The sequence below is a fragment of the Citrobacter sp. RHBSTW-00570 genome (assembly GCF_013739755.1).
Taxonomy (GTDB): domain Bacteria; phylum Pseudomonadota; class Gammaproteobacteria; order Enterobacterales; family Enterobacteriaceae; genus Citrobacter; species Citrobacter braakii.
The window spans coordinates 1,565,909-1,587,022 of record NZ_CP056399.1 but is presented as its reverse complement, the minus strand read 5'-3'; the positions used below and the strand labels follow the sequence as shown (position 1 = coordinate 1,587,022).

At 52.5% G+C, this 21,114-nt stretch carries 20 protein-coding genes and 6 tRNA genes; 15 read left to right on the top strand and 11 right to left on the bottom strand.

Features of this window, described 5'->3' with window-relative positions; all coding sequences use genetic code 11:
* Positions 1-19: 19 nt before the first annotated feature.
* Entirely contained in the window at positions 20-1,258 is a 1,239-nt protein-coding gene (locus tag HV237_RS07475) for an Nramp family divalent metal transporter (protein WP_047358788.1), read from the bottom strand.
* A 344-nt stretch (positions 1,259-1,602) separates the two neighbouring features.
* Between HV237_RS07475 and nupC the strand changes: the two genes are divergently transcribed.
* Positions 1,603-2,805 (top strand): nucleoside permease NupC, encoded by a 1,203-nt coding sequence (nupC, locus tag HV237_RS07470; RefSeq protein ID WP_016153912.1) that lies wholly within the window; start codon positions 1,603-1,605, stop codon positions 2,803-2,805.
* 153 nt (positions 2,806-2,958) lie between these two features.
* On the opposite strand, the gene HV237_RS07465 is transcribed toward nupC, so the two are convergent.
* Positions 2,959-3,034, bottom strand: a tRNA-Ala gene (locus HV237_RS07465).
* Positions 3,035-3,076: 42 nt separating this feature from the next.
* Positions 3,077-3,152: transfer RNA gene (locus HV237_RS07460), tRNA-Ala, on the bottom strand.
* Positions 3,153-3,373: 221 nt separating this feature from the next.
* Here HV237_RS07460 and HV237_RS07455 point away from each other — a divergent pair.
* Both HV237_RS07455 and HV237_RS07450 read left to right on the top strand, forming a co-directional pair.
* The gene (locus HV237_RS07455; protein WP_016153913.1) at positions 3,374-3,736 is read left to right on the top strand and encodes a YfeC-like transcriptional regulator; all 363 of its coding nucleotides are present in this window, start codon (positions 3,374-3,376) and stop codon (positions 3,734-3,736) included.
* 1 nt (position 3,737) lies between these two features.
* Positions 3,738-4,130: a YfeC-like transcriptional regulator gene (locus HV237_RS07450; RefSeq protein ID WP_016153914.1), complete on the top strand. Its 393-nt coding sequence runs from the start codon at positions 3,738-3,740 to the stop codon at positions 4,128-4,130.
* Positions 4,131-4,186: 56 nt separating this feature from the next.
* Here the strand turns inward: HV237_RS07450 and gltX are convergent, their stop codons facing one another.
* A complete protein-coding gene (gene gltX, locus HV237_RS07445; RefSeq protein ID WP_005130009.1) occupies positions 4,187-5,602 on the bottom strand; it encodes a glutamate--tRNA ligase in 1,416 nt (471 codons plus the stop codon).
* 258 nt (positions 5,603-5,860) lie between these two features.
* Between gltX and HV237_RS07440 the strand changes: the two genes are divergently transcribed.
* From HV237_RS07440 to HV237_RS07425, 4 genes are all read left to right on the top strand, one after another.
* Positions 5,861-5,936: transfer RNA gene (locus HV237_RS07440), tRNA-Val, on the top strand.
* Positions 5,937-5,982: 46 nt separating this feature from the next.
* Positions 5,983-6,058: transfer RNA gene (locus HV237_RS07435), tRNA-Val, on the top strand.
* A gap of 46 nt (positions 6,059-6,104) precedes the next feature.
* Positions 6,105-6,180 (top strand) — tRNA-Val (locus tag HV237_RS07430).
* Positions 6,181-6,184: 4 nt separating this feature from the next.
* Positions 6,185-6,260 (top strand) — tRNA-Lys (locus tag HV237_RS07425).
* Positions 6,261-6,340: 80 nt separating this feature from the next.
* On the opposite strand, the gene HV237_RS07420 is transcribed toward HV237_RS07425, so the two are convergent.
* On the bottom strand, positions 6,341-7,267 hold the full coding sequence (locus tag HV237_RS07420; protein ID WP_016153919.1) for a LysR family transcriptional regulator: 927 nt from the start codon (positions 7,265-7,267) through the stop codon (positions 6,341-6,343).
* An 89-nt stretch (positions 7,268-7,356) separates the two neighbouring features.
* Between HV237_RS07420 and HV237_RS07415 the strand changes: the two genes are divergently transcribed.
* The gene (locus tag HV237_RS07415; RefSeq protein ID WP_016157086.1) at positions 7,357-8,355 is read left to right on the top strand and encodes a bile acid:sodium symporter family protein; all 999 of its coding nucleotides are present in this window, start codon (positions 7,357-7,359) and stop codon (positions 8,353-8,355) included.
* Here HV237_RS07415 and HV237_RS07410 read toward each other — a convergent pair.
* From HV237_RS07410 to zipA, 3 genes are all read right to left on the bottom strand, one after another.
* Positions 8,352-8,570, bottom strand: coding sequence for a DUF3820 family protein (locus HV237_RS07410; RefSeq protein ID WP_016153921.1), 219 nt, complete (start codon positions 8,568-8,570; stop codon positions 8,352-8,354). The genes HV237_RS07415 and HV237_RS07410 overlap by 4 nt on opposite strands.
* Before the next feature lies 1 nt (position 8,571).
* A complete protein-coding gene (gene ligA / locus HV237_RS07405; RefSeq protein WP_047358214.1) occupies positions 8,572-10,587 on the bottom strand; it encodes an NAD-dependent DNA ligase LigA in 2,016 nt (671 codons plus the stop codon).
* 71 nt (positions 10,588-10,658) lie between these two features.
* Positions 10,659-11,654, bottom strand: a complete 996-nt coding sequence (gene zipA, locus HV237_RS07400) for a cell division protein ZipA (RefSeq protein ID WP_047358215.1) — start codon at positions 11,652-11,654, stop codon at positions 10,659-10,661.
* A 230-nt stretch (positions 11,655-11,884) separates the two neighbouring features.
* Between zipA and cysZ the strand changes: the two genes are divergently transcribed.
* From cysZ to crr, 5 genes are all read left to right on the top strand, one after another.
* Positions 11,885-12,646: a sulfate transporter CysZ gene (cysZ, locus tag HV237_RS07395; RefSeq protein WP_016153924.1), complete on the top strand. Its 762-nt coding sequence runs from the start codon at positions 11,885-11,887 to the stop codon at positions 12,644-12,646.
* A 163-nt stretch (positions 12,647-12,809) separates the two neighbouring features.
* Positions 12,810-13,781 (top strand): cysteine synthase A, encoded by a 972-nt coding sequence (gene cysK / locus HV237_RS07390; protein WP_005121957.1) that lies wholly within the window; start codon positions 12,810-12,812, stop codon positions 13,779-13,781.
* Between the two features lie 383 nt (positions 13,782-14,164).
* Positions 14,165-14,422: a phosphocarrier protein Hpr gene (ptsH, locus tag HV237_RS07385; RefSeq protein ID WP_002913505.1), complete on the top strand. Its 258-nt coding sequence runs from the start codon at positions 14,165-14,167 to the stop codon at positions 14,420-14,422.
* A gap of 45 nt (positions 14,423-14,467) precedes the next feature.
* Positions 14,468-16,195, top strand: coding sequence for a phosphoenolpyruvate-protein phosphotransferase PtsI (gene ptsI / locus HV237_RS07380; protein ID WP_016153925.1), 1,728 nt, complete (start codon positions 14,468-14,470; stop codon positions 16,193-16,195).
* 40 nt (positions 16,196-16,235) lie between these two features.
* Positions 16,236-16,745 carry a PTS glucose transporter subunit IIA gene (gene crr / locus HV237_RS07375; RefSeq protein ID WP_000522253.1) on the top strand — a complete coding sequence of 170 codons (510 nt, stop codon included), beginning with the start codon at positions 16,236-16,238 and terminating at the stop codon, positions 16,743-16,745.
* Between the two features lie 76 nt (positions 16,746-16,821).
* On the opposite strand, the gene HV237_RS07370 is transcribed toward crr, so the two are convergent.
* Together HV237_RS07370 and pdxK are read right to left on the bottom strand one after the other, a co-directional pair.
* Positions 16,822-17,061, bottom strand: coding sequence for a hypothetical protein (locus HV237_RS07370; protein ID WP_016153926.1), 240 nt, complete (start codon positions 17,059-17,061; stop codon positions 16,822-16,824).
* Positions 17,058-17,924, bottom strand: coding sequence for a pyridoxine/pyridoxal/pyridoxamine kinase (pdxK, locus tag HV237_RS07365; RefSeq protein WP_016153927.1), 867 nt, complete (start codon positions 17,922-17,924; stop codon positions 17,058-17,060). The genes HV237_RS07370 and pdxK overlap by 4 nt, the downstream gene beginning before the upstream one ends.
* A gap of 82 nt (positions 17,925-18,006) precedes the next feature.
* On the opposite strand from pdxK, the gene ptsJ reads away from it, so the two are divergent.
* Entirely contained in the window at positions 18,007-19,299 is a 1,293-nt protein-coding gene (gene ptsJ, locus HV237_RS07360) for a transcriptional regulator PtsJ (RefSeq protein ID WP_016153928.1), read from the top strand.
* 13 nt (positions 19,300-19,312) lie between these two features.
* Entirely contained in the window at positions 19,313-20,029 is a 717-nt protein-coding gene (locus HV237_RS07355; RefSeq protein WP_047358216.1) for a type 1 glutamine amidotransferase, read from the top strand.
* 91 nt (positions 20,030-20,120) lie between these two features.
* Here HV237_RS07355 and cysM read toward each other — a convergent pair whose 3' ends face one another.
* Complete coding sequence (gene cysM / locus HV237_RS07350; protein ID WP_016153930.1) at positions 20,121-21,032, bottom strand: cysteine synthase CysM; 912 nt, start codon at positions 21,030-21,032, stop codon at positions 20,121-20,123.
* Positions 21,033-21,114 lie beyond the last annotated feature (82 nt).

The window sequence follows — 21,114 nt, the reverse complement described above, 5'->3', positions numbered from 1 at the left end:
CGTCGCGAGTCACGGTTGATTATAGCCCCATCGCCGTGCCTGCCAGTAGCCAGAGATTGAGCGCCACGACCAGTATCACAATGACCCAGCCAATCTGTTTAACGCAACGACGATTGACCAGATCCCCCATCAGCTGACTGTCGCTGGTGAAGATCAGCAGCGGCACCAGCGCCAGCGCGATACCAAAACTGAGCAACACCTGACTCATCACCAGAATACGGGTCGGATCCAATCCCATCAGAATCACAATAAATGATGGCATCATGGTGACGGTACGGCGTACCCATAGCGGAATGTGAAAACGGATAAACCCTTGCATCACCACCTGCCCCGCCAGCGTACCGACCACGGTAGAAGAGAGTCCCGCAGCCACCAGGCTTAAACCAAACACCGTCGCTGCAGCGTGACTCAACAACGGTTCAAGGGTCAGATACGCCTGATCGAGATCGGCAATACCGGTATGCCCGCTAAAATGAAATGCAGCGGCAGCCGTCGCCATCATCGCCAGATTGACAAATCCGGCAATCGTCATGGCGATAGCCACATCCCATTTAGTGGCCGCATAGCGCTGTTGGCGTGTTCCGCCGTGCAAATGCTGAGTTAAGGAAGAGTGCAGATAAATGACGTGCGGCATGATAGTCGCACCGAGCACCCCAGCGGCCAGGAACACCGCTTCGGAATTAGGCAGGCTTGGGATCACCATTCCCTTACTAAGCTGCGCGAAGTTCGGTTGGGAAAAAACCAGCTCCACAATGTAAGCCGCGGCCACAAACAGCAGCAGGCCGCCAATCACCTTTTCCAGCGGTTTTTGACCGCGACGCTGCAGCATCAGAATTAAGAACGTCGCGATACCGGTGAGTACGGCCCCTTGCAATAAGGAAACGCCGAGGATCAGTTTGAAGCCAATCGCAGCGCCAATAAATTCAGCAAGGTCTGTTGCCATAGCGATAATTTCTGCCTGCACCCAGTAGAACCACACCACCGGGCGAGGATAATGATCGCGAATTTGCTCCGCCAGGTTTTTCCCCGTAGCAATGCCGAGTTTTGCCGACAGCACCTGAATCAGCATCGCCATCAGGTTTGCCCAGACCACCACCCACAGCAATTGATAACCAAAGCTGGCCCCTGCCTGGATATTGGTGGCGAAGTTACCCGGATCGATATAGCCGATCGCCGCAATGAACGCAGGTCCCATTAATGCGAGCTTCAACTTGCGCGCTGCCCGCCCACTGCTACTCTCAACGCGATCGTTAGTCATTTTAGTGCCTCAGAAACATAGCCTTTGCTATGTTTCAAGCTACGCCTACTGAGAATGATTATCAAATTCATTTTAATGGGTGACGTTGATTTCTCTGATAGCGTTTGTCTATGGATCGATAAGGATTCTGGAAATACTGGCGAGATGTTTAATTATTGTTATGAGAATAGCACAATGACATAACTTTTCACTTCCATACTAAACATAACGGAAGTGTATCACCGATCACTAATTTTGAATCTCGTCACAGGTCCTTATTATAGTGTGTGTTTGATCTCGTTTTCTTTATGGTTGTTACATAGAATGTGCACGAAAACTAAACCTGCCTCATATTTGGAGCAAATATGGACCGCGTTCTTCATTTTGTCCTGGCCCTTGCCGTGGTTGCGGTACTCGCACTGCTGGTAAGCAGTGACCGTAAAAAAATCCGCATTCGTTATGTTATTCAATTGCTTGTTATCGAAGTGTTACTGGCATGGTTCTTCCTGAACTCTGATGTCGGTCTGGGCTTCGTGAGAGGCTTCTCCGAGATGTTTGAGAAACTGCTCGGGTTTGCTAATGAAGGGACTAACTTTGTCTTCGGTAGCATGAACGATAAAGGCCTGGCATTCTTCTTCCTGAAAGTGCTTTGCCCGATCGTCTTCATCTCCGCCCTGATCGGTATTTTGCAACATATCCGCGTACTGCCGGTAATCATCCGCGCGATTGGTTTCCTGTTATCCAAAGTAAACGGTATGGGCAAACTGGAATCCTTCAACGCCGTCAGCTCTCTGATCCTGGGTCAGTCTGAGAACTTTATCGCCTATAAAGATATTCTCGGCAAAATGTCTCGCAACCGTATGTACACCATGGCAGCAACGGCGATGTCGACCGTTTCCATGTCTATCGTCGGCGCGTACATGACCATGCTGGAACCGAAGTACGTGGTTGCGGCGCTGGTTCTGAACATGTTCAGCACCTTTATCGTGCTGTCGCTGATCAACCCTTACCGCGTTGATGCCAGCGAAGAAAATATCCAGATGTCTAACCTGCACGAAGGCCAGAGTTTCTTCGAAATGCTGGGTGAATACATTCTGGCTGGTTTCAAAGTGGCAATTATCGTTGCGGCGATGCTGATTGGTTTCATCGCACTGATCGCTGCCCTGAACGCCCTGTTCGCCACCGTGACCGGTTGGTTTGGCTACAGCATCTCTTTCCAGGGCATCCTGGGTTACATCTTCTACCCGGTTGCATGGGTAATGGGTGTGCCGTCCAGCGAAGCGCTGCAGGTGGGCAGTATCATGGCGACTAAACTGGTTTCCAACGAATTCGTTGCGATGATGGATCTGCAGAAAATCGCCGCTACGCTCTCCCCGCGCGCAGAAGGCATCCTGTCCGTGTTCCTGGTTTCCTTCGCTAACTTCTCTTCCATCGGTATTATCGCTGGTGCGATTAAAGGCCTGAACGAAGAGCAAGGTAACGTGGTTTCTCGCTTTGGTCTGAAGCTGGTGTACGGCTCTACGCTGGTGAGCGTACTGTCCGCATCTATCGCCGCACTGGTGCTGTAAGCGTAAGACAACGTCGCAGTAATAAGACCGGGGAGATTCATATTCTCCCCGGTTTTTTTATGCCTGCGATTCAGCAAACCGAAGAGATAAAGAGTAAGAACTGGCAGGATGCAGAAACAAAAAACCCCCGCTTTTCAGCGAGGGTTTAAATTTTGGTGGAGCTAAGCGGGATCGAACCGCTGACCTCTTGCATGCCATGCAAGCGCTCTCCCAGCTGAGCTATAGCCCCACGATGCTTTTACGTACGTACCAAATTCATTGGGATTAAATTTGGTGGAGCTAAGCGGGATCGAACCGCTGACCTCTTGCATGCCATGCAAGCGCTCTCCCAGCTGAGCTATAGCCCCATTACGTAAAGCTTGTCGAGTTGACGGGCGGCATCATATGAATTCCCTTCGCGTGTGTCAACGGCAAAATTAACTCATAGAATCCAATCGCTGAAAAAGCAGTCAAATGAAGAACATTGCGTAACAACTCGCATTCAGTAGTTAAACGCGTCACGGTTTCTACTAAAATGGTGCTATAAAATGAACCACTAATTAACCCCACGACTATTCAGGGAATCGTTATGTTCAAGGAACGGATGACGCCAGAAGAACTTGCTAATCTGACCGGATACAGCCGACAGACCATCAATAAATGGGTACGCAAAGAAGGTTGGGCGACATCACCAAAACCAGGCGTTCAGGGCGGTAAAGCCCGGTTGGTTCACGTCACCGAACAAGTTCGTGAATACATTCGCAGCGCTGAGCGTTCAGCCGAAGGTTTGTCAGATAACTTATCGTTATCCGGCGATACCTCTGTTGAAGCGCTGCTGATTAGGCTCGCCAAAGAAATGACGCCGACAGAACAGAAAATGTTTACCTCACTGATCCTGCGTGAAGGCATTACGGGTTTATTACAGCGTTTAGGGATCCGCGAAAACAAATAATATGAAAAAATTACGCAGCAAAATGACGACCGAAGAGCTGGCGGAATGTCTCGGGGTTGCCAAACAAACCGTCAATCGTTGGATCAGAGAACAAAACTGGACTACCGAAAAGTTTCCCGGCGTTAAAGGTGGTCGTGCCAGACTGATTCATATTGACTCCAGCGTCCGCGCGTTTCTGCTCAATATTCCCGCTTTTCGCAAAGTTCCTGAAGTTTATCAGGCTGAAGAACCGCTGGCAGAATACACCCACGTAGTACGCAGCCACGCGTGTCGCCAGATAATTAGCGCACTGGACAACATGTCCCCAACGGAACAAGAAAAGCTGGCGATGTATATTTCGCGCGAAGGTATTCGCACTTTTCTTACTCGTTTGGGTATTGATGAGTCTGAATAACAGGCAAAAAAAACGGCAGGATACGCTCCTGCCGTTATTTCATCGGTCAATCAGTCTTATTGCTGGCTTTCACGCTCAGCAATAAACGCCAGCGCTTTATTAATACGCTCAATGCTGCGGGATTTACCAATCGCATGCACCGTAACGTCTAACGCCGGGGACTGACCCGCGCCGGTAACGGCTACGCGCAGCGGCATTCCGACTTTACCCATACCAACTTCCAGCTCATCAGCCGTTGCCTGAATCGCATGGTGCACGTTTTCTGCCGTCCACTCGCTAATCGCAGCCAGCTTGTCACGAACCACTTCCAGCGGCTGACGTGCAACCGGGCGCAGGTGTTTCTTCGCTGCATCAGCGTCGAACTCGGCAAAGTCTTCGTAGAAGTAGCGGCAGCTCTGCGCCATCTCTTTCAGCGTTTTGCAGCGCTCACCGAGCAGTTTAACCAGCTCTGACAGCTGCGGGCCTACGCGAGTATCGATATTTTCCTGCTCAATGTGCCACTGCAGATGGGTTGCTACATATTCCGGCGCCAGCGCATTAATATAGTGATGGTTCAGCCACTGCAGTTTTTCAGTGTTAAACGCACTCGCAGACTTGCTCACCGCACCGAGGGAGAACAGTTTGATCATCTCTTCACGGGTGAAAATTTCCTGATCGCCACTGGACCAGCCCAGACGCACCAGATAGTTCAGCAGCGCTTCCGGCAGGTAACCGTCGTCGCGGTATTGCATAACGCTGACCGCACCGTGACGTTTGGAGAGTTTTTTACCATCGTCACCGTTGATCATTGATACGTGTGCGTAAACTGGCACCGGCGCATTCAGCGCTTTCAGGATATTGATCTGACGCGGAGTGTTGTTGATATGGTCTTCACCACGAATAACGTGGGTGATTTCCATATCCCAGTCGTCGACAACAACGCAGAAGTTGTAGGTCGGGGAACCGTCGGTACGGCGAATGATCAAATCATCCAGCTCCTGGTTGCTGAATTCGATCGGCCCACGGATCTGGTCGTCAAAAATAACGGAACCGTCCTGCGGGTTGGCAAAACGTACCACGCAAGGTTCATCAGCAGCATGATGCTCGTGGCCGTGGCGGCATCGGCCGTCGTAACGCGGCTTCTCACCGTTCGCCATCTGCTCTTCGCGCAGCGCGTCCAGACGCTCTTTAGAGCAGTAGCATTTATATGCAGTGCCTGCTTCCAGCATTTCATCAATCACCGCGTTGTAGCGATCAAAACGTTTGGTCTGGAAGTACGGGCCTTCATCCCATTCCAGATTCAGCCAGTTCATGCCATCCATAATGGCTTCAATAGCTTCCGGAGTGGAGCGTTCGAGATCGGTGTCTTCAATACGCAGCACAAACTCACCGCCATGGTTGCGTGCAAAAAGCCAGGAATAAAGAGCAGTACGCGCACCGCCGACGTGCAGGTAGCCTGTCGGGCTTGGCGCGAAGCGAGTTTTGATTTTCATGAAATGGCCTTACGTTTATAAAGATGCCGACAACCGGCAAATCCAGGGAAGATTATCAGGCTCGTATTCTATCACCGTGGTCTGATTCCTCAATGTTGTTCAGGTTGGAACATTACGCTTTGCCATTTTCGTATACAAATCATGCCGCACGGATTGTTTTGCGATCGTTTTGTTTAAATTTACGACGAACGAACAATTTCTTTAGAAAATGCGTTGACTCATTTTCAACTCTCCCTATAATGCGACTCCACACAGCGGGGGTGATTAGCTCAGCTGGGAGAGCACCTCCCTTACAAGGAGGGGGTCGGCGGTTCGAACCCGTCATCACCCACCAACTACTTTATGTAGTCTCCGCCGTGTAAAACAAGAAATTGAGAAGTGGGTGATTAGCTCAGCTGGGAGAGCACCTCCCTTACAAGGAGGGGGTCGGCGGTTCGATCCCGTCATCACCCACCACTTTCTCGCCAGCTGAATTTCTTGTTAAAATGTGAAGTACCGAAGTGGGTGATTAGCTCAGCTGGGAGAGCACCTCCCTTACAAGGAGGGGGTCGGCGGTTCGATCCCGTCATCACCCACCACTTCGGGTCGTTAGCTCAGTTGGTAGAGCAGTTGACTTTTAATCAATTGGTCGCAGGTTCGAATCCTGCACGACCCACCAATGTAAAAAGGCGCCCTAAAGGCGCCTTTTTGCTATGCAGAGAAGAACCATTTCCCCTCTGATAACCATCAGCGTGAGCGTTATAACTGATACAACGGATCGCGGGCGCGGGCTGCGGTTAATTCACTGGCCTGCATACGCACCACATCCCACAGCGCCTGAGCAGCGGTTGATAAAGAGCGGTTTTTACGTCGGGCCAGCATCAGTTGCCGTTCAACAACCGGCGTCAGGCGCTTAACCTGCAAGTGACTGCCCTGCGGTAAGGGGAGCGCCAGCGCGGGCAGCACGCTGATGCCAATCCCCGCCTCAACCATCGGAAACAGCGTGGCGGGATGGCCAATCTCCTGAACGATATTGGCATCAATGGAAAAATGGGCCAGCGCAGCGTCGATCAGCGGTCGACTACCGGAAGCATAATCCTGTAGCACCAGGCGTTCGTGATACAAATCCTGCCAGTTCACCCACTCTCGTTGGGCTAACGGATGATCCTGGCGACACAGCAGCAGGAACGGTTCGGACAGCACGGCTTCACACTGCAAATCGGTGACTGCGCCGGGATCAATCACAATGCCAAAATCCACTTCTCCCTGGCGAATACTCTCCAGCACCCACTGCTGTGGCCGGTCGTGCAGCACAAAATCGATAGCCGGATAAAGCTGATTACTCTGGGCAATACACTGCGGAATAAGATGAGCAGAGATCGTCTGGCTGGCGGCAACCCGCACCGTGCCGGTTAACTGCGTTCCTACCTGTCCGGCTTCGCGCAGCGTGCTGTGCAATTCATCCAGAATACGTTCCAGCCGCGCCGCCAACTGGTGTCCGGCCTCCGTCAGCACCACTTCCCGCGTCGTTCTGTCCAATAACCGCACACCTGTCTGCCCTTCCAGCTCTTTGACACTATGGCTGACCGCCGACTGGCTTAAGCCGATGATATCCCCCGCCCGGCTAAAGCTTTTGGCTTGAGCGACGGTGACAAAGATACGCAACTGACGCAGAGAGTAATTCATCTATTCGATTCATATATGGATGCAATAAATCGATTTTATTTCTCAAACGGAAAAAAGCAAAATGTTACTACCGAATTTCAGGAGTCTTTATGAAACTTTTTCGTATTCTTGATCCGTTCACGATAACACTGATTACCGTTGTTTTGCTGGCGTCCTTTTTCCCGGCCGAAGGTAGTTTTGTGCCTTTCTTTGAAGGCTTAACCACCGCCGCCATTGCCCTGCTGTTTTTTATGCACGGAGCGAAACTCTCGCGTGAAGCCATTATTGCCGGTGGTAGCCACTGGCGTTTGCATCTGTGGGTGATGTGCAGCACGTTTGTTGTCTTCCCGGTTCTGGGCGTTCTGTTCGCCTGGTGGGCGCCGGTCAACGTTGACCCGATGCTGTACACCGGTTTCCTGTACCTGTGTATTTTGCCTGCCACTGTGCAGTCAGCCATCGCTTTTACGTCGCTGGCGGGCGGTAACGTTGCCGCTGCCGTTTGTTCTGCTTCGGCCTCCAGTCTGCTGGGTATTTTTCTCTCGCCGCTGCTGGTAGGGCTGGTGATGAATATGCACGGCGCAGAAGGTAGCCTGGAGCAGGTGGGAAAAATCATGTTGCAGCTGCTGCTGCCGTTCGTGCTGGGTCACCTTTCACGTCCGTGGATTGGAAACTGGGTTTCTCGACATAAAAAATGGATCGCGAAAACGGATCAATCCTCTATTTTGCTGGTGGTGTACTCCGCCTTCAGTGAAGCCGTCGTTAACGGGATCTGGCACAAAGTGGGGGTGGGTTCACTGCTGTTTATCGTGGTGGTCAGCATCATACTGCTGGCAATCGTGATTGGCATAAATGTCTTTGTTGCGCGCAAATGCGGCTTTAACAAAGCTGATGAAATCACCATTGTGTTCTGCGGTTCGAAAAAGAGCCTGGCGAACGGGATCCCAATGGCAAATATTTTGTTCCCAACTTCGGTGATTGGGATGATGGTGCTGCCGTTGATGATCTTCCATCAAATACAGCTAATGGTGTGCGCCGTGCTAGCGCGTCGCTACAAGCAACAGACGGACGCATTGCAGGCGCAACAGAAAAGCCGCGCCGCGAAGGCTTAAAGAGGACGTTTCAGGGGCTGCACCAGTTGCGTCAGCCCCTCAGTTTTAATCAGCAGTGTGATTTGCATCAGCTCGCCAAGCTTGCCCGGCGGGAATTCATCCTTACGGGCAAACCACAGCAGATACTCTTCCGGGACATCAATCAACCGACGCCCTTTATATTTGCCAAAGGGCATCACAGTATTGGCGATGTCAACCAGCTGCTCTTTTTCCATCTCAGGCACCCAGTAAGCGGATCATTTCAGCTTCATCGATCACGGCAATACCCAGTTCCTGTGCTTTTGCCAGTTTCGAACCCGCCGCTTCACCGGCAATCACCAGATCGGTTTTCTTCGACACGCTACCGGCCACTTTTGCACCTAACTCGGTCAGTCTCGCTTTGGCGTCATCGCGCGACATCAGGCTCAGGCTCCCGGTCAGCACCACCGTTTTACCTGCGAAGGGGCTGTCGATTTCTTCAGCGTTAATGACCACCGGCGCTGGCCAGTGGATCCCCTGCGCCAGCAGTTGAACAATCACCTCGCGGTTGCTCTCCTCGGCGAAGAAATTAAACACGTGCGTCGCCACCACGATGCCGACATCCGGCACTTTTTGCAGCTCTTCAATGGAAGCGGCTTCCAGCGCGTCGAGCGTGCCAAAATACGCCGCCAGACCTGCAGCCGTGGCTTCGCCGACTTCACGAATACCTAGCGCATAGAGGAAACGGGCAAACGTGGTTTCTTTCGCTTTTTCCAGCGCATTGACCACGTTTTGCGCCGACTTCGGCCCCATACGATCAAGCCCCGTCAGTTTACCGGCGGTCAGGGTGAAAAGATCCGCTGGCGTATGGACATACTCTTTCTCGACCAGTTGATCGATAATTTTGTCGCCCATGCCGTCGACGTCGAGCGCGCGGCGGGAAACAAAGTGTTTCAGCGATTCCTTCCGCTGTGCCCCGCAGATTAAACCGCCGGTACAACGAGTAACCGCTTCGCCTTCCACACGTTCAACATCAGAGTTACAAACCGGACAATGCGCTGGAAACACAATTTCGCGGGTATCTTCCGGGCGTTCAGAAAGCACGACGTTCACCACCTGCGGGATGACATCGCCCGCACGGCGAATGACGACTTTATCGCCAATACGCAACCCCAGACGCTCGATTTCATCAGCGTTATGCAGCGTTGCGTTACTGACCAGCACCCCGGCAACCTGGACCGGCTCAAGGCGGGCGACGGGGGTAATCGCCCCGGTACGTCCAACCTGAAACTCAACATCGCGTACGAAAGTCATCTGCTCCTGCGCCGGGAACTTAAAGGCCACAGCCCAGCGCGGCGCGCGGGCAACAAAGCCCAGTTGCTCCTGCAACGCCATAGAGTTGACTTTGATCACCACGCCATCGATATCAAATCCCAGCGTTGGTCGGTCTTCTTCAACCTTGTGATAGTAAGCAAGTACTTCCTCCGGGGAGTCGCAAAGCGCCACTCTGTCGCTTACCGGCAGGCCCCACTCTTTAAATTGCAGCAGGCGGCCCAGGTGGGTATCTGGCAGCACGCCGCCTTCCAACACACCAACGCCATAGCAGAAGAAAGTAAGCGGTCGCTTCGCTGTGATACGCGGATCAAGCTGGCGCAATGAACCGGCCGCCGCGTTACGCGGGTTAGCAAACACTTTGTTGCCAGTGCGGCGGGCCTCTTCGTTAATTTTTTCAAATCCGGCCTGCGGCAGGAACACTTCACCGCGCACTTCCAGACGTGAAGGGATGTTTTCGCCACGCAGTTTTAACGGGATTGCGCGAATGGTGCGCACGTTAGAGGTAATATCCTCACCCGTGGTGCCATCACCACGCGTTGCGGCGCTGACCAGCACACCGTTTTCATACAGGATACTGACTGCCAGGCCGTCCAGTTTCAGTTCACAGCACCAGGTCAGTTTATCGGTACTCTTTAGTCTGTCCTGCACGCGCTTGTTGAAAGCGAGAAAACTCTCTTCATCAAACACGTTATCCAGCGACAGCATCGGCACTTCATGGCGAATCTGGCTGAACGCGGTTAACGGCGCGGCGCCAACGCGTTGGGTTGGCGAGTCGGGGGTAACAAGGTCCGGATGCTGCGCTTCCAGCTCGCACAGTTCGCGCATCAGGCGATCGTATTCCGCATCGGGAATTTCCGGCGCGTCCATCACATGGTAGAGATACTCATGATGGCGAAGCGTGGTTCGCAGTTCTGTCAGTTGTTGTTCGATTGATTCCATATCGCACCATCAATGATAAAAAACCCCCGACAGGCGGGGGTTTAGAAAGGAAATGTCACGCCAGAGGAAAATCAGGCGCGAGATTCTTTAACTTCGCGGATGCGGTCCTGATACTCGCGCAGTTTCTGCGGCGTCATCATGCGACGTTGATCGTCGAGCACCACACCACCCACTTCATCGGCAATGTGCTGTGCAGACTGCAGCATCAGCTTAAAGTTTTGCAGCTCGTCCCCGTAGGACGGAACCTGCATAAAAATAGTCACGCCAGGGGTGCTGAAGTCGCCCGTCATTTCTGGGTCAAACGTTCCCGGATTAACCATATTAGCGAGGCTGAACAGCGACGGACCGCTGCCATCCGGGCTCAAATGACGATGGAAAATATTCATATCGCCAAATTTGAAACCGGCCTGCTGAATGCTGTTGAGCAGCACTTCCCCGTTGAGCTCGCTACCATGATGAGCCGCAACGTTCATAATGATGACCGCTTCTTTACGCTGCGGTTTTTCAGCAACAGGCGCTTCTTCTACTACCGGCTCGGGCTGCGGTTGATGTTCAACAACAGGCTCTGCTGGCTGGAAGGTCTGCGGCGCAGGTTGCGGTGCTTGCTGAGCAGGTTGCTGAACCTGCGGGGCAACAGGTTGCTGCACAGGTGGCTGCTGAACAGGCTGATGTTGCACCGGCTGCTGCGGTTGTACAGGCTGCTGCTGCTGAACATGCGGCGGCGGTACCGGCGCTTGTGCAGGCTGCTGCGCAGGCTGACGCGGCTGAGCAGACGCATAAGGCGGCTGGTACTGGTGTTGCGGCGACTGAGGAGGAACACCATGTTCCTGTGCATTACCGGGAGCATGATTCACACGATGAACGCGAACTTCACCCACGCCTTCGTCTTCCTCGACGTTGTCGTCGAACGAATCCTCGTCTTCACGTTTAGACTTCATGCGTTTCAGTGGGCGATCGCGGAATATAGAAGACCGCTCTTTACGGCTAGTCCAAAAACCATGTACCAGTAAAGCGATTATGGCGATCGCGCCAACAATGATTAATATCAGACGCAAATCCTGCATCATTATATTCTCTGTTGTTCTAACACCTTGCCACCACGGCAAACATTTACTCACTAAGAGTATTTGTCGATTACGCCAAGTGCAAGTGTACTCTTGGCTTTCACGGCATAAAGATGAACAAAATTGTGCTTTTTGCTGTTTTTTCGAACATTTCCGAACAGCTTAACGCTCAACAACCCGGTAAGATACGCACAGTTTACCAGAGCTTATATAACAAGGAGTACGTCCTGACCATGGTTTCATCATCTGCAGTTGTACCTCGCAGCGGCCTTTATTACTTTTCTCAGGGATGGAAGCTCATCACCCAACCGGGCATTCGTCGTTTTGTTATTCTGCCTTTGCTGGTGAATATCCTGCTGATGGGCGGCGCATTCTGGTGGTTATTTACACAACTCGGTAACTGGGTTCCCGCGCTGATGAGTCACGTCCCTGACTGGCTTCAGTGGCTCAGCTATTTATTGTGGCCGATTGTGACCATTTCCGTGCTGTTGGTGTTCGGCTACCTGTTCTCCACTATCGCCAACTGGATCGCCGCACCGTTTAACGGTCTGCTGGCTGAACAGCTGGAAGCGCGCTTAACGGGCGCAACACCGCCCGACACCGGCATTCTCGGCATTATGAAAGACGTTCCGCGCATTATGAAACGCGAATGGCAAAAGCTGGCGTGGTATCTCCCGCGCGCCTTCGTGTTGCTGATTCTCTATTTTATTCCTGGCATTGGGCAGACCGTCGCCCCGGTCCTGTGGTTCCTGTTCAGCGCGTGGATGCTGGCTATTCAGTACTGCGATTATCCTTTTGATAACCATAAGGTCCCTTTTAAGGAGATGCGCGTCGCGCTGCGCACGCGCAAGGTGACCAATATGCAGTTTGGCGCATTGACCAGCCTGTTCACCATGATTCCGGTGCTCAATCTGTTCATCATGCCGGTAGCGGTTTGTGGTGCCACGGCGATGTGGGTAGACTGCTATCGTGCTAAGCATGCGTTATGGAAGTAATGCAAAAATGTGTAAAAGCGGGCTGGCTTATACCCGCTCTTATTCCATACTGCTACGCATTATTTCTCATCAGCATATAGATATGCGAATTCCTTACTTCCCCATACTTTCTCAACAGGTATGCTGAAGCGGTATCCCAATTTCATACAGTTAAGGACAGGCCATGAGTAAGATTTTTGAAGATAACTCGCTGACTATCGGTCATACGCCGCTGGTTCGACTGAACCGTATCGGTAACGGACGCATTCTGGCGAAGGTGGAATCACGCAACCCAAGCTTTAGCGTCAAATGCCGTATCGGTGCCAATATGATTTGGGATGCCGAAAAACGTGGTGTACTGAAACCGGGCGTTGAGCTGGTAGAACCGACCAGCGGCAACACGGGGATTGCGCTGGCCTACGTTGCCGCCGCCCGTGGTTACAAACTGACTCTGACCATGCCGGAAACCATGAGCATTGAGCGCCGCAAGCTTTTAAAAGCGCTGGGCGCGAACCTGGTGCTGACTGAAGGCGCAAAAGGTATGAAGGGCGCAATTCAGAAAGCGGAAGAAATCGTAGCCAGCGATCCGGAAAAATTCCTGCTGCTGCAGCAGTTCAGCAACCCGGCGAACCCGGAAATTCACGAAAAAACCACCGGCCCGGAAATCTGGGAAGATACCGATGGCCAGGTTGATGTCTTTATTTCCGGTGTCGGCACCGGCGGTACGCTAACTGGCGTGACCCGTTACATTAAAGGCACTAAAGGCAAAACCGACCTGATCACCGTCGCGGTAGAACCTACTGACTCCCCTGTTATCGCCCAGGCATTGGCGGGTGAAGAACTCAAACCTGGCCCGCATAAAATTCAGGGTATTGGCGCGGGCTTCATTCCTGGCAACCTTGATCTGAAGCTTATCGATAAAGTCGTTGCCATCACCAATGATGAAGCTATTTCTACCGCGCGCCGCCTGATGGAAGAAGAAGGTATTCTGGCGGGGATCTCTTCTGGCGCAGCCGTGGCTGCCGCGCTTAAGCTCCAGGAAGATGAATCCTTTACCAATAAGAATATTGTGGTTATCCTACCGTCATCGGGTGAGCGTTATCTGAGCACTGCACTGTTTGCCGATCTCTTCACAGAGAAAGAACTGCAACAGTAATGCCAGCATGTTAAAAACGCGTAAAAAAGCACCCTTTGGGGTGCTTTTTTGTGGCCTGCTTCAAATTTTCAACTCTCCTGGCATTGATTCAACCCGCCGGAACTGGTATTTAACCAAACTAATTATTTTGATGCGCGAAATTAATCGTTACAGGAAAAGCGCTAGCTGAATCGATTTTATGATTTGGTTCAACTCTTCCTTTCGCGGCATAATGTTTAATGACGAACGAAACGTCAGCGGCAAGAAGTTGCCAGCAACGGATTGCACCGAACTCCTTTTGTGTCGCGTCCAGTTTACGCCGATGCTAACAATACAGGCTAAAGTTGAACCGCCAGGCTAGACTTTAGTTCCACAACACTAAACCTATAAGTTGGGGAAATATAATGTTCCAGCAAGAAGTTACCATTACCGCTCCGAACGGTCTGCATACTCGCCCTGCTGCTCAGTTTGTTAAAGAAGCAAAAGGCTTTACTTCTGAAATTACTGTGACTTCCAACGGCAAAAGCGCTAGCGCCAAAAGCCTGTTTAAACTGCAGACTCTGGGCCTGACTCAGGGTACCGTTGTCACCCTGTCCGCAGAAGGTGAAGACGAGCAGAAAGCAGTTGAGCATCTGGTTAAACTGATGGCTGAACTCGAGTAAGTTCAACGAGTTCTTTTAAATATCAGTCACAAGTAAGGTAGGGTTATGATTTCAGGCATTTTAGCATCCCCGGGTATCGCTTTCGGTAAAGCATTGCTGCTGAAAGAAGACGAGATCGTCATTGACCGGAAAAAAATTTCTGCCGACAAGGTTGATCAGGAAGTTGAACGTTTTCTGAGCGGTCGTGCCAAGGCATCTGCGCAACTGGAAGCGATCAAAACCAAAGCTGGTGAAACGTTCGGTGAAGAAAAAGAAGCCATCTTTGAAGGGCATATCATGCTGCTCGAAGATGAGGAGCTGGAGCAGGAAATCATAGCCCTGATTAAAGATAAGCACATGACGGCTGATGCAGCTGCGCATGAAGTTATCGAAGGTCAGGCCACAGCCCTTGAAGAGCTGGATGATGAATACCTGAAAGAACGTGCGGCTGACGTACGTGACATCGGTAAACGCCTGCTGCGTAACATCCTGGGTCTGGCTATTATCGACCTGAGCGCTATTCAGGAAGAAGTTATCCTGGTAGCCGCAGACCTGACCCCGTCAGAAACCGCACAGCTGAACCTGAACAAGGTGCTGGGTTTCATCACCGACGCGGGCGGACGGACTTCCCATACTTCTATCATGGCGCGTTCTCTGGAACTGCCTGCCATCGTAGGTACGGGTAGCGTCACCTCTCAGGTTAAAAACGACGACTATCTGATTCTGGATGCCGTAAACAACCAGGTTTACGTCAATCCGACCAATGAAGTTATTGAGCAACTGCGCGCCGTTCAGGAGCAGGTTGCTACCGAAAAAGCGGAACTCGCTAAGCTGAAAGATCTCCCGGCTATCACGCTGGACGGACATCAGGTAGAAGTTTGCGCCAACATCGGTACCGTTCGTGACGTTGAAGGCGCTGAGCGTAATGGCGCCGAAGGTGTTGGTCTGTACCGCACCGAATTCCTGTTCATGGACCGTGAATCGCTGCCGACTGAAGAAGAACAGTTTGCTGCGTATAAAGCCGTTGCTGAAGCCTGTGGCTCTCAGGCGGTCATCGTCCGTACCATGGACATCGGCGGCGATAAAGAGCTGCCGTACATGAACTTCCCGAAAGAAGAGAACCCGTTCCTGGGCTGGCGTGCCGTACGTATCGCCATGGATCGTAAAGAGATCCTGCGGGATCAGGTTCGCGCAATCCTGCGCGCCTCTGCTTTCGGCAAACTGCGCATCATGTTCCCAATGATCATCTCTGTTGAAGAAGTGCGCGCACTACGCAAAGAGATCGAAATCTACAAACAGGAACTGCGCGACGAAGGTAAAGCATTTGACGAAAGCATTGAGATTGGCGTGATGGTGGAAACACCAGCAGCGGCAACAATTGCGCGTCATTTAGCCAAAGAAGTTGATTTCTTTAGTATCGGCACCAATGATTTAACGCAGTACACCCTGGCAGTTGACCGTGGTAATGATATGATTTCACACCTTTACCAACCGATGTCGCCATCTGTGCTGACGCTGATCAAGCAAGTTATTGATGCTTCTCATGCGGAAGGCAAATGGACTGGCATGTGTGGTGAGCTTGCAGGCGACGAACGTGCTACACTTCTGTTGCTGGGGATGGGTCTGGACGAATTCTCTATGAGCGCCATTTCTATCCCGCGCATTAAGAAGATTATCCGTAACACGAACTTCGAAGATGCGAAGGTGTTAGCAGAGCAGGCTCTTGCTCAACCGACAACGGACGAGTTAATGACGCTGGTTAACAAGTTCATTGAAGAAAAAACAATCTGCTAATCCACGAGATGCGGCCCAATTTACTGCTTAGGAGAAGATCATGGGTTTGTTCGATAAACTGAAATCTCTGGTTTCTGATGATAAGAAAGACACCGGAACTATTGAGATTGTTGCTCCGCTCTCTGGCGAGATCGTCAACATCGAAGACGTGCCGGATGTAGTTTTTGCTGAAAAAATCGTTGGTGATGGCATCGCTATCAAACCAACCGGTAACAAAATGGTCGCCCCTGTTGATGGCACCATCGGCAAAATCTTTGAAACCAACCACGCTTTCTCTATCGAATCCGACAGCGGCATTGAGCTGTTTGTTCACTTCGGTATTGATACCGTTGAACTGAAAGGCGAAGGCTTTAAGCGCATCGCTGAAGAAGGTCAGCGCGTTAAAGTGGGCGACCCGGTTATTGAATTCGATCTGCCGCTGCTGGAAGAAAAAGCCAAGTCTACCCTGACTCCGGTTGTTATCTCCAACATGGACGAAATCAAAGAGCTGATCAAACTGTCCGGTAGCGTGACAGTGGGTGAAACTCCGGTTATCCGCATCAAGAAGTAATTCTTGCTGCAGAGAAGAATGGCGCCTGATGGCGCCATTTTTTTATCTGGCAGACCTCAAAATCTGCCGGATAACGCTAAATTTGTGAGGTGACCGGTCGGTAACACGCCTCGCGCATCAGGATTTTCATCCCTTCCGGCCCGCTTTCCAGCATCCGTCGCTCCGAATCCGCCACTAACAGTTCACAATTGTAGCCACCCGCGATGCCAAACATGGCCCGCGCCACACAGATATCTTCCAGCGCCGTTGCCCCGCTGGTGTCAAAATGTCCAACCATACGCCCATTCTGGCGAACCACCAGCCGGTAACTCTTCATCGCGCCTCCCCTGCCGGTGGCAGAATTAACTCATCACAACCGCACAGATTGGTCCATTTCATCACTTCCAGTACGCGCTGAGCTGCATCGTGCGTCGCGGTTGTCAGCGCTTTACCCAGCACAATACCGCTCACCAGCTCAGCACAAAACAGATCGCCAGTTCCCTTCAGGTCCGTTTTAACCCGTGGATGAGCGAACACCTCAACCGTTTCAGCCGTCACTACCGCCACGTTAATAATATCTTCGCTATCCCCCGGCGCGCTGGTGATCACCACCCATTTCAGCGTTTCGGTAAGCAGCGATTGCGCCGCCGTGATGGCTTCATCAAGCGTACGACACGGCTTTCCGCTCAGCATTTGCAGTTCAAACACGTTCGGCGTCAGTCCCTGAGCCAGCGGCAGCAGGTGCTGACGGTAGGCCTGCGGAATTTCAGCTTTTACATACATACCGCTGTCCGTATCGCCAATCACCGGGTCAACCAAAATGCACACTGTCGGATGCGTAGCCCGCACCGTTTCCAGCCACTGTGCTAACAGAGCGATTTGCTCTGCACTGCCCATATAGCCTGTCGTCACCGCCTTCAGCTCGCGTAAAGCATCACGCTCATTCAAGGCGCGGAGATACCCGCTAAACCAGTCGGCCGGAATAACGCCGCCGTAAAATGTTTCATAATGCGGGGTATTACTGAACAGCACCGTTGGCACTGCCGTCACGCGTAATCCCTGCGCTTTAATGGCCGGAACGGCGATGCTGTTGCCTACGCTGCCATAAACCACCTGTGACTGGACGGCGACGATATCGGTCTGTAACGCCCGATGCTTGTCGCCGAAGAGCACTGACTGAATATCACTCCCCTGCTCCATAAATTTCTCCTCTCGCTGGACAGCGGGCTTACGCCTCACTATTATCGTCATATGCTAAAATTCATTTTGTCATAGGTCAATAATGATCGACGGAAAAACCGCTAACGAAATTTTTGACAGTATTCGTCAACATGTCGCTACAGGCACGTTGGCAGCAGGAGAAACGTTGCCGCCGGTGCGTGAACTGGCAACAGCATTGAACGTTAACCGTAATACTGTCGCGGCGGCTTATAAACGCCTGGTCACCTCCGGGCTGGCACAAAGCCAGGGACGTAACGGCACGGTAATCAAGGGGATTTCAGCCCCCGTTGCGCTGGAAGGCGGCAATCCAGATACCGCGCTTATCGATCTTTCCGGCGGTAATCCAGCCCCCGCGCGTCTTCCCGACCTCAGCCGTTATTTCGCGCAAATAAATAAGAATCCTCGTTTGTACGGTGATGCCGCTGTATCACCCGGCCTTAAGGCGTGGGCCGCGCAATGGATGCAAGATGCGATGCCAGCCACGGGAGAAATTGATATCACCAGCGGCGCCATTGATGCCATTGAGCGCCTACTGTGCGCCCATTTACTGCCTGGCGACAGCGTTGTGGTAGAAGATCCATGCTTTTTGAGCAGCATCAACATGCTACGTTATGCCGGATTCTCCGCCAGTCCGGTCAACGTTGACAGCGAAGGCATGCAGCCAGACATGCTGGAAATCGCGCTACAGAAAGGCGCGCGGGCGGTGATTCTGACGCCGCGCGCCCATAATCCGACAGGATGCAGTCTGAGCGCATCCCGCGCGGCGCAATTGCAGGAAATCCTGGCCCGCTATCCCCAGACGCTGGTGATCGTCGACGACCACTTTGCGCTGCTGTCCGCATGCCGTTGGTATCCGGTGATTGCGAAGGAAACCACGCACTGGGCGATTGTCCGCTCAATGTCGAAAACTTTAGGCCCGGATTTACGCCTGGCCATCGTTGCCAGCGATCCACTCACTTCCGCGAAACTGCGTTTACGGCTCAACGCCGGCAGTCAGTGGGTCAGCCATCTGCTGCAGGATCTGGCCTGCGCCTGCCTGAGTGACGAGACTTATCAACACACGCTGGCGCAAACTCAGCAGTTTTACGCCGCCCAGCAGCAAAAGCTGGCAGCGGCTCTGCGGCTTCATGGCATTACGCTGCCCGACAGCGACGGTCTTAATCTGTGGCTGCCGCTAGAAGATAACAGCCAGGCGATCGCTTTTGCGCTGGCAAAGTCCGGCTGGCTGGTACGTGAAGGCGAAGTGTTTGGCGTCAATACGCCTGCGCATGGCTTGCGCATTACGCTGTCAACATTAGCAGACAGCGACATTGATAAGCTGGCGACTGATATCCATCAGGCGCTAAAGCGCTAACAGGAGAGAAAAAGTGCGAGTTCATTTTGTTATTCATGAGTCTTTCGAATCTGCTGGCGCGTACCTGCCGTGGGCCGAATCACGCGGCTATACCATCAGTTGGTCGCGCGTTTACGCCGGAGAAACTGTTCCCGCTAATGCCGATGGCTTCGATATGCTGGTGGTATTTGGTGGGCCGCAGTCACCCCGCACCACACTCGCAGAGTGCCCATACTTTGACTCTCAGGCAGAGCAACATCTGATAAACCAGGCGATTGCGGCACGAAAAATCGTGGTGGGGATCTGTTTGGGGTCGCAGTTAATCGGCGAAGCACTGGGCGCGAAGGTGTGCCAAAGCCCGGAAAAAGAGATTGGTCACTATCCGATCGCCCTGACCGAGGCAGGCCAACAGCATCCGTTGTTCAGCCATTTCGGCTCACCGCTCAACGTGGGTCACTGGCACAATGACATGCCGGGATTAACCGACCAGGCGACAATTCTTGCCACAAGCGAGGGATGTCCGCGACAAATCGTACAATACGGTAATTTCGTCTATGGTTTTCAGTGCCATATGGAGTTTACCGCCGAAGCGGTCGAAGGATTAATTCAGCACTCTGCGCAAGAACTGGCCGAAGCGAAAGGGAAACGCTTTATTCGCGCTGTTGAAGAGATGCGCACCTGGGATTACCAGCAGATGAATGAGACGCTGTGGCAATTCCTTGATAAGTTGGTAGAAAAACGTAACGATTGAACAGTGCGGGCCGGAGAAGACGCTTTGCGTCGTCATCCGGCGATCCTGCCGTACGGTTGCCTGCTAGCGCTACGCTTATCAGGCCGACAAATTAAATACCTAATCCCTGGCTGAAATGCTCTTCGCCAAAGACCCCGGTGGAAAGGTAGCGATCGCCGCGATCGCAGATGATCGCCACCACCACCGCCCCCGGTGTCGCGCGCGCCACGCGTAACGCGCCCGCAACCGCGCCGCCAGAACTCACTCCGCAAAAAATCCCTTCGCGAACGGCCAGTTCACGCATGGTGTTTTCCGCATCGTTCTGATGAATATCCAGCACCTCATCCACCAGCGAGGCGTTGAAAATGCCCGGCATATATTCCGCAGGCCAGCGACGAATGCCCGGAATACTACTGCCTTCTTCCGGCTGCAGGCCAACGATGGTGACGGGTTTGTCCTGTTCACGCAGAAAACGCGATACGCCGGTAATGGTGCCTGTCGTCCCCATGCTGGAGACGAAATGGGTAATACGGCCTGACGTCTGCTGCCAGATTTCGGGTCCGGTAGTCGTGTAGTGCGCATACGGGTTATCAGGATTATTAAACTGATCGAGAAGTTTACCTTCTCCGCGCTGCGCCATCTCAAGGGCTAAATCACGCGCCCCTTCCATCCCCTGCTCTTTGGTCACCAGAACCAGTTCAGCCCCGTAAGCACGCATCGCCGCACGTCGCTCCTGGCTCATGTTGTCTGGCATCAGGAGCTTCATGCGGTAGCCTTTCAGCGCGGCAATCATCGCCAGCGCAATACCCGTATTACCGCTGGTGGCCTCAATCAGCACGTCGCCAGGCTGAATTTCCCCGCGCTTTTCCGCTTCAACGATCATCGACAACGCCGCGCGGTCTTTCACCGAACCTGCGGGATTATTGCCTTCCAGCTTGACCCAAATTTCACTGCCGTTATCCGCCGTCAGACGTTGTAATTTCACCAGAGGCGTATTGCCAATTGTTTGTTCTAATGTGTTCACGTTTTCAGCTCAATAAAATGCCGGGTGGCGCTGCGCTTACCCGGCTTACAGGTCATGCACCACCCGTTAAGCCCGGTAAGCG

Coding starts and splice junctions, on each gene's coding strand:
- HV237_RS07475 (WP_047358788.1), bottom strand. CDS start 1,258: ATGACTAACGATCGCGTTGAGAGTAGCAGTGGGCGGGCAGCGCGCAAG.
- nupC (WP_016153912.1), top strand. CDS start 1,603: ATGGACCGCGTTCTTCATTTTGTCCTGGCCCTTGCCGTGGTTGCGGTA.
- HV237_RS07455 (WP_016153913.1), top strand. CDS start 3,374: ATGTTCAAGGAACGGATGACGCCAGAAGAACTTGCTAATCTGACCGGA.
- HV237_RS07450 (WP_016153914.1), top strand. CDS start 3,738: ATGAAAAAATTACGCAGCAAAATGACGACCGAAGAGCTGGCGGAATGT.
- gltX (WP_005130009.1), bottom strand. CDS start 5,602: ATGAAAATCAAAACTCGCTTCGCGCCAAGCCCGACAGGCTACCTGCAC.
- HV237_RS07420 (WP_016153919.1), bottom strand. CDS start 7,267: ATGAATTACTCTCTGCGTCAGTTGCGTATCTTTGTCACCGTCGCTCAA.
- HV237_RS07415 (WP_016157086.1), top strand. CDS start 7,357: ATGAAACTTTTTCGTATTCTTGATCCGTTCACGATAACACTGATTACC.
- HV237_RS07410 (WP_016153921.1), bottom strand. CDS start 8,570: ATGGAAAAAGAGCAGCTGGTTGACATCGCCAATACTGTGATGCCCTTT.
- ligA (WP_047358214.1), bottom strand. CDS start 10,587: ATGGAATCAATCGAACAACAACTGACAGAACTGCGAACCACGCTTCGC.
- zipA (WP_047358215.1), bottom strand. CDS start 11,654: ATGATGCAGGATTTGCGTCTGATATTAATCATTGTTGGCGCGATCGCC.
- cysZ (WP_016153924.1), top strand. CDS start 11,885: ATGGTTTCATCATCTGCAGTTGTACCTCGCAGCGGCCTTTATTACTTT.
- cysK (WP_005121957.1), top strand. CDS start 12,810: ATGAGTAAGATTTTTGAAGATAACTCGCTGACTATCGGTCATACGCCG.
- ptsH (WP_002913505.1), top strand. CDS start 14,165: ATGTTCCAGCAAGAAGTTACCATTACCGCTCCGAACGGTCTGCATACT.
- ptsI (WP_016153925.1), top strand. CDS start 14,468: ATGATTTCAGGCATTTTAGCATCCCCGGGTATCGCTTTCGGTAAAGCA.
- crr (WP_000522253.1), top strand. CDS start 16,236: ATGGGTTTGTTCGATAAACTGAAATCTCTGGTTTCTGATGATAAGAAA.
- HV237_RS07370 (WP_016153926.1), bottom strand. CDS start 17,061: ATGAAGAGTTACCGGCTGGTGGTTCGCCAGAATGGGCGTATGGTTGGA.
- pdxK (WP_016153927.1), bottom strand. CDS start 17,924: ATGGAGCAGGGGAGTGATATTCAGTCAGTGCTCTTCGGCGACAAGCAT.
- ptsJ (WP_016153928.1), top strand. CDS start 18,007: ATGATCGACGGAAAAACCGCTAACGAAATTTTTGACAGTATTCGTCAA.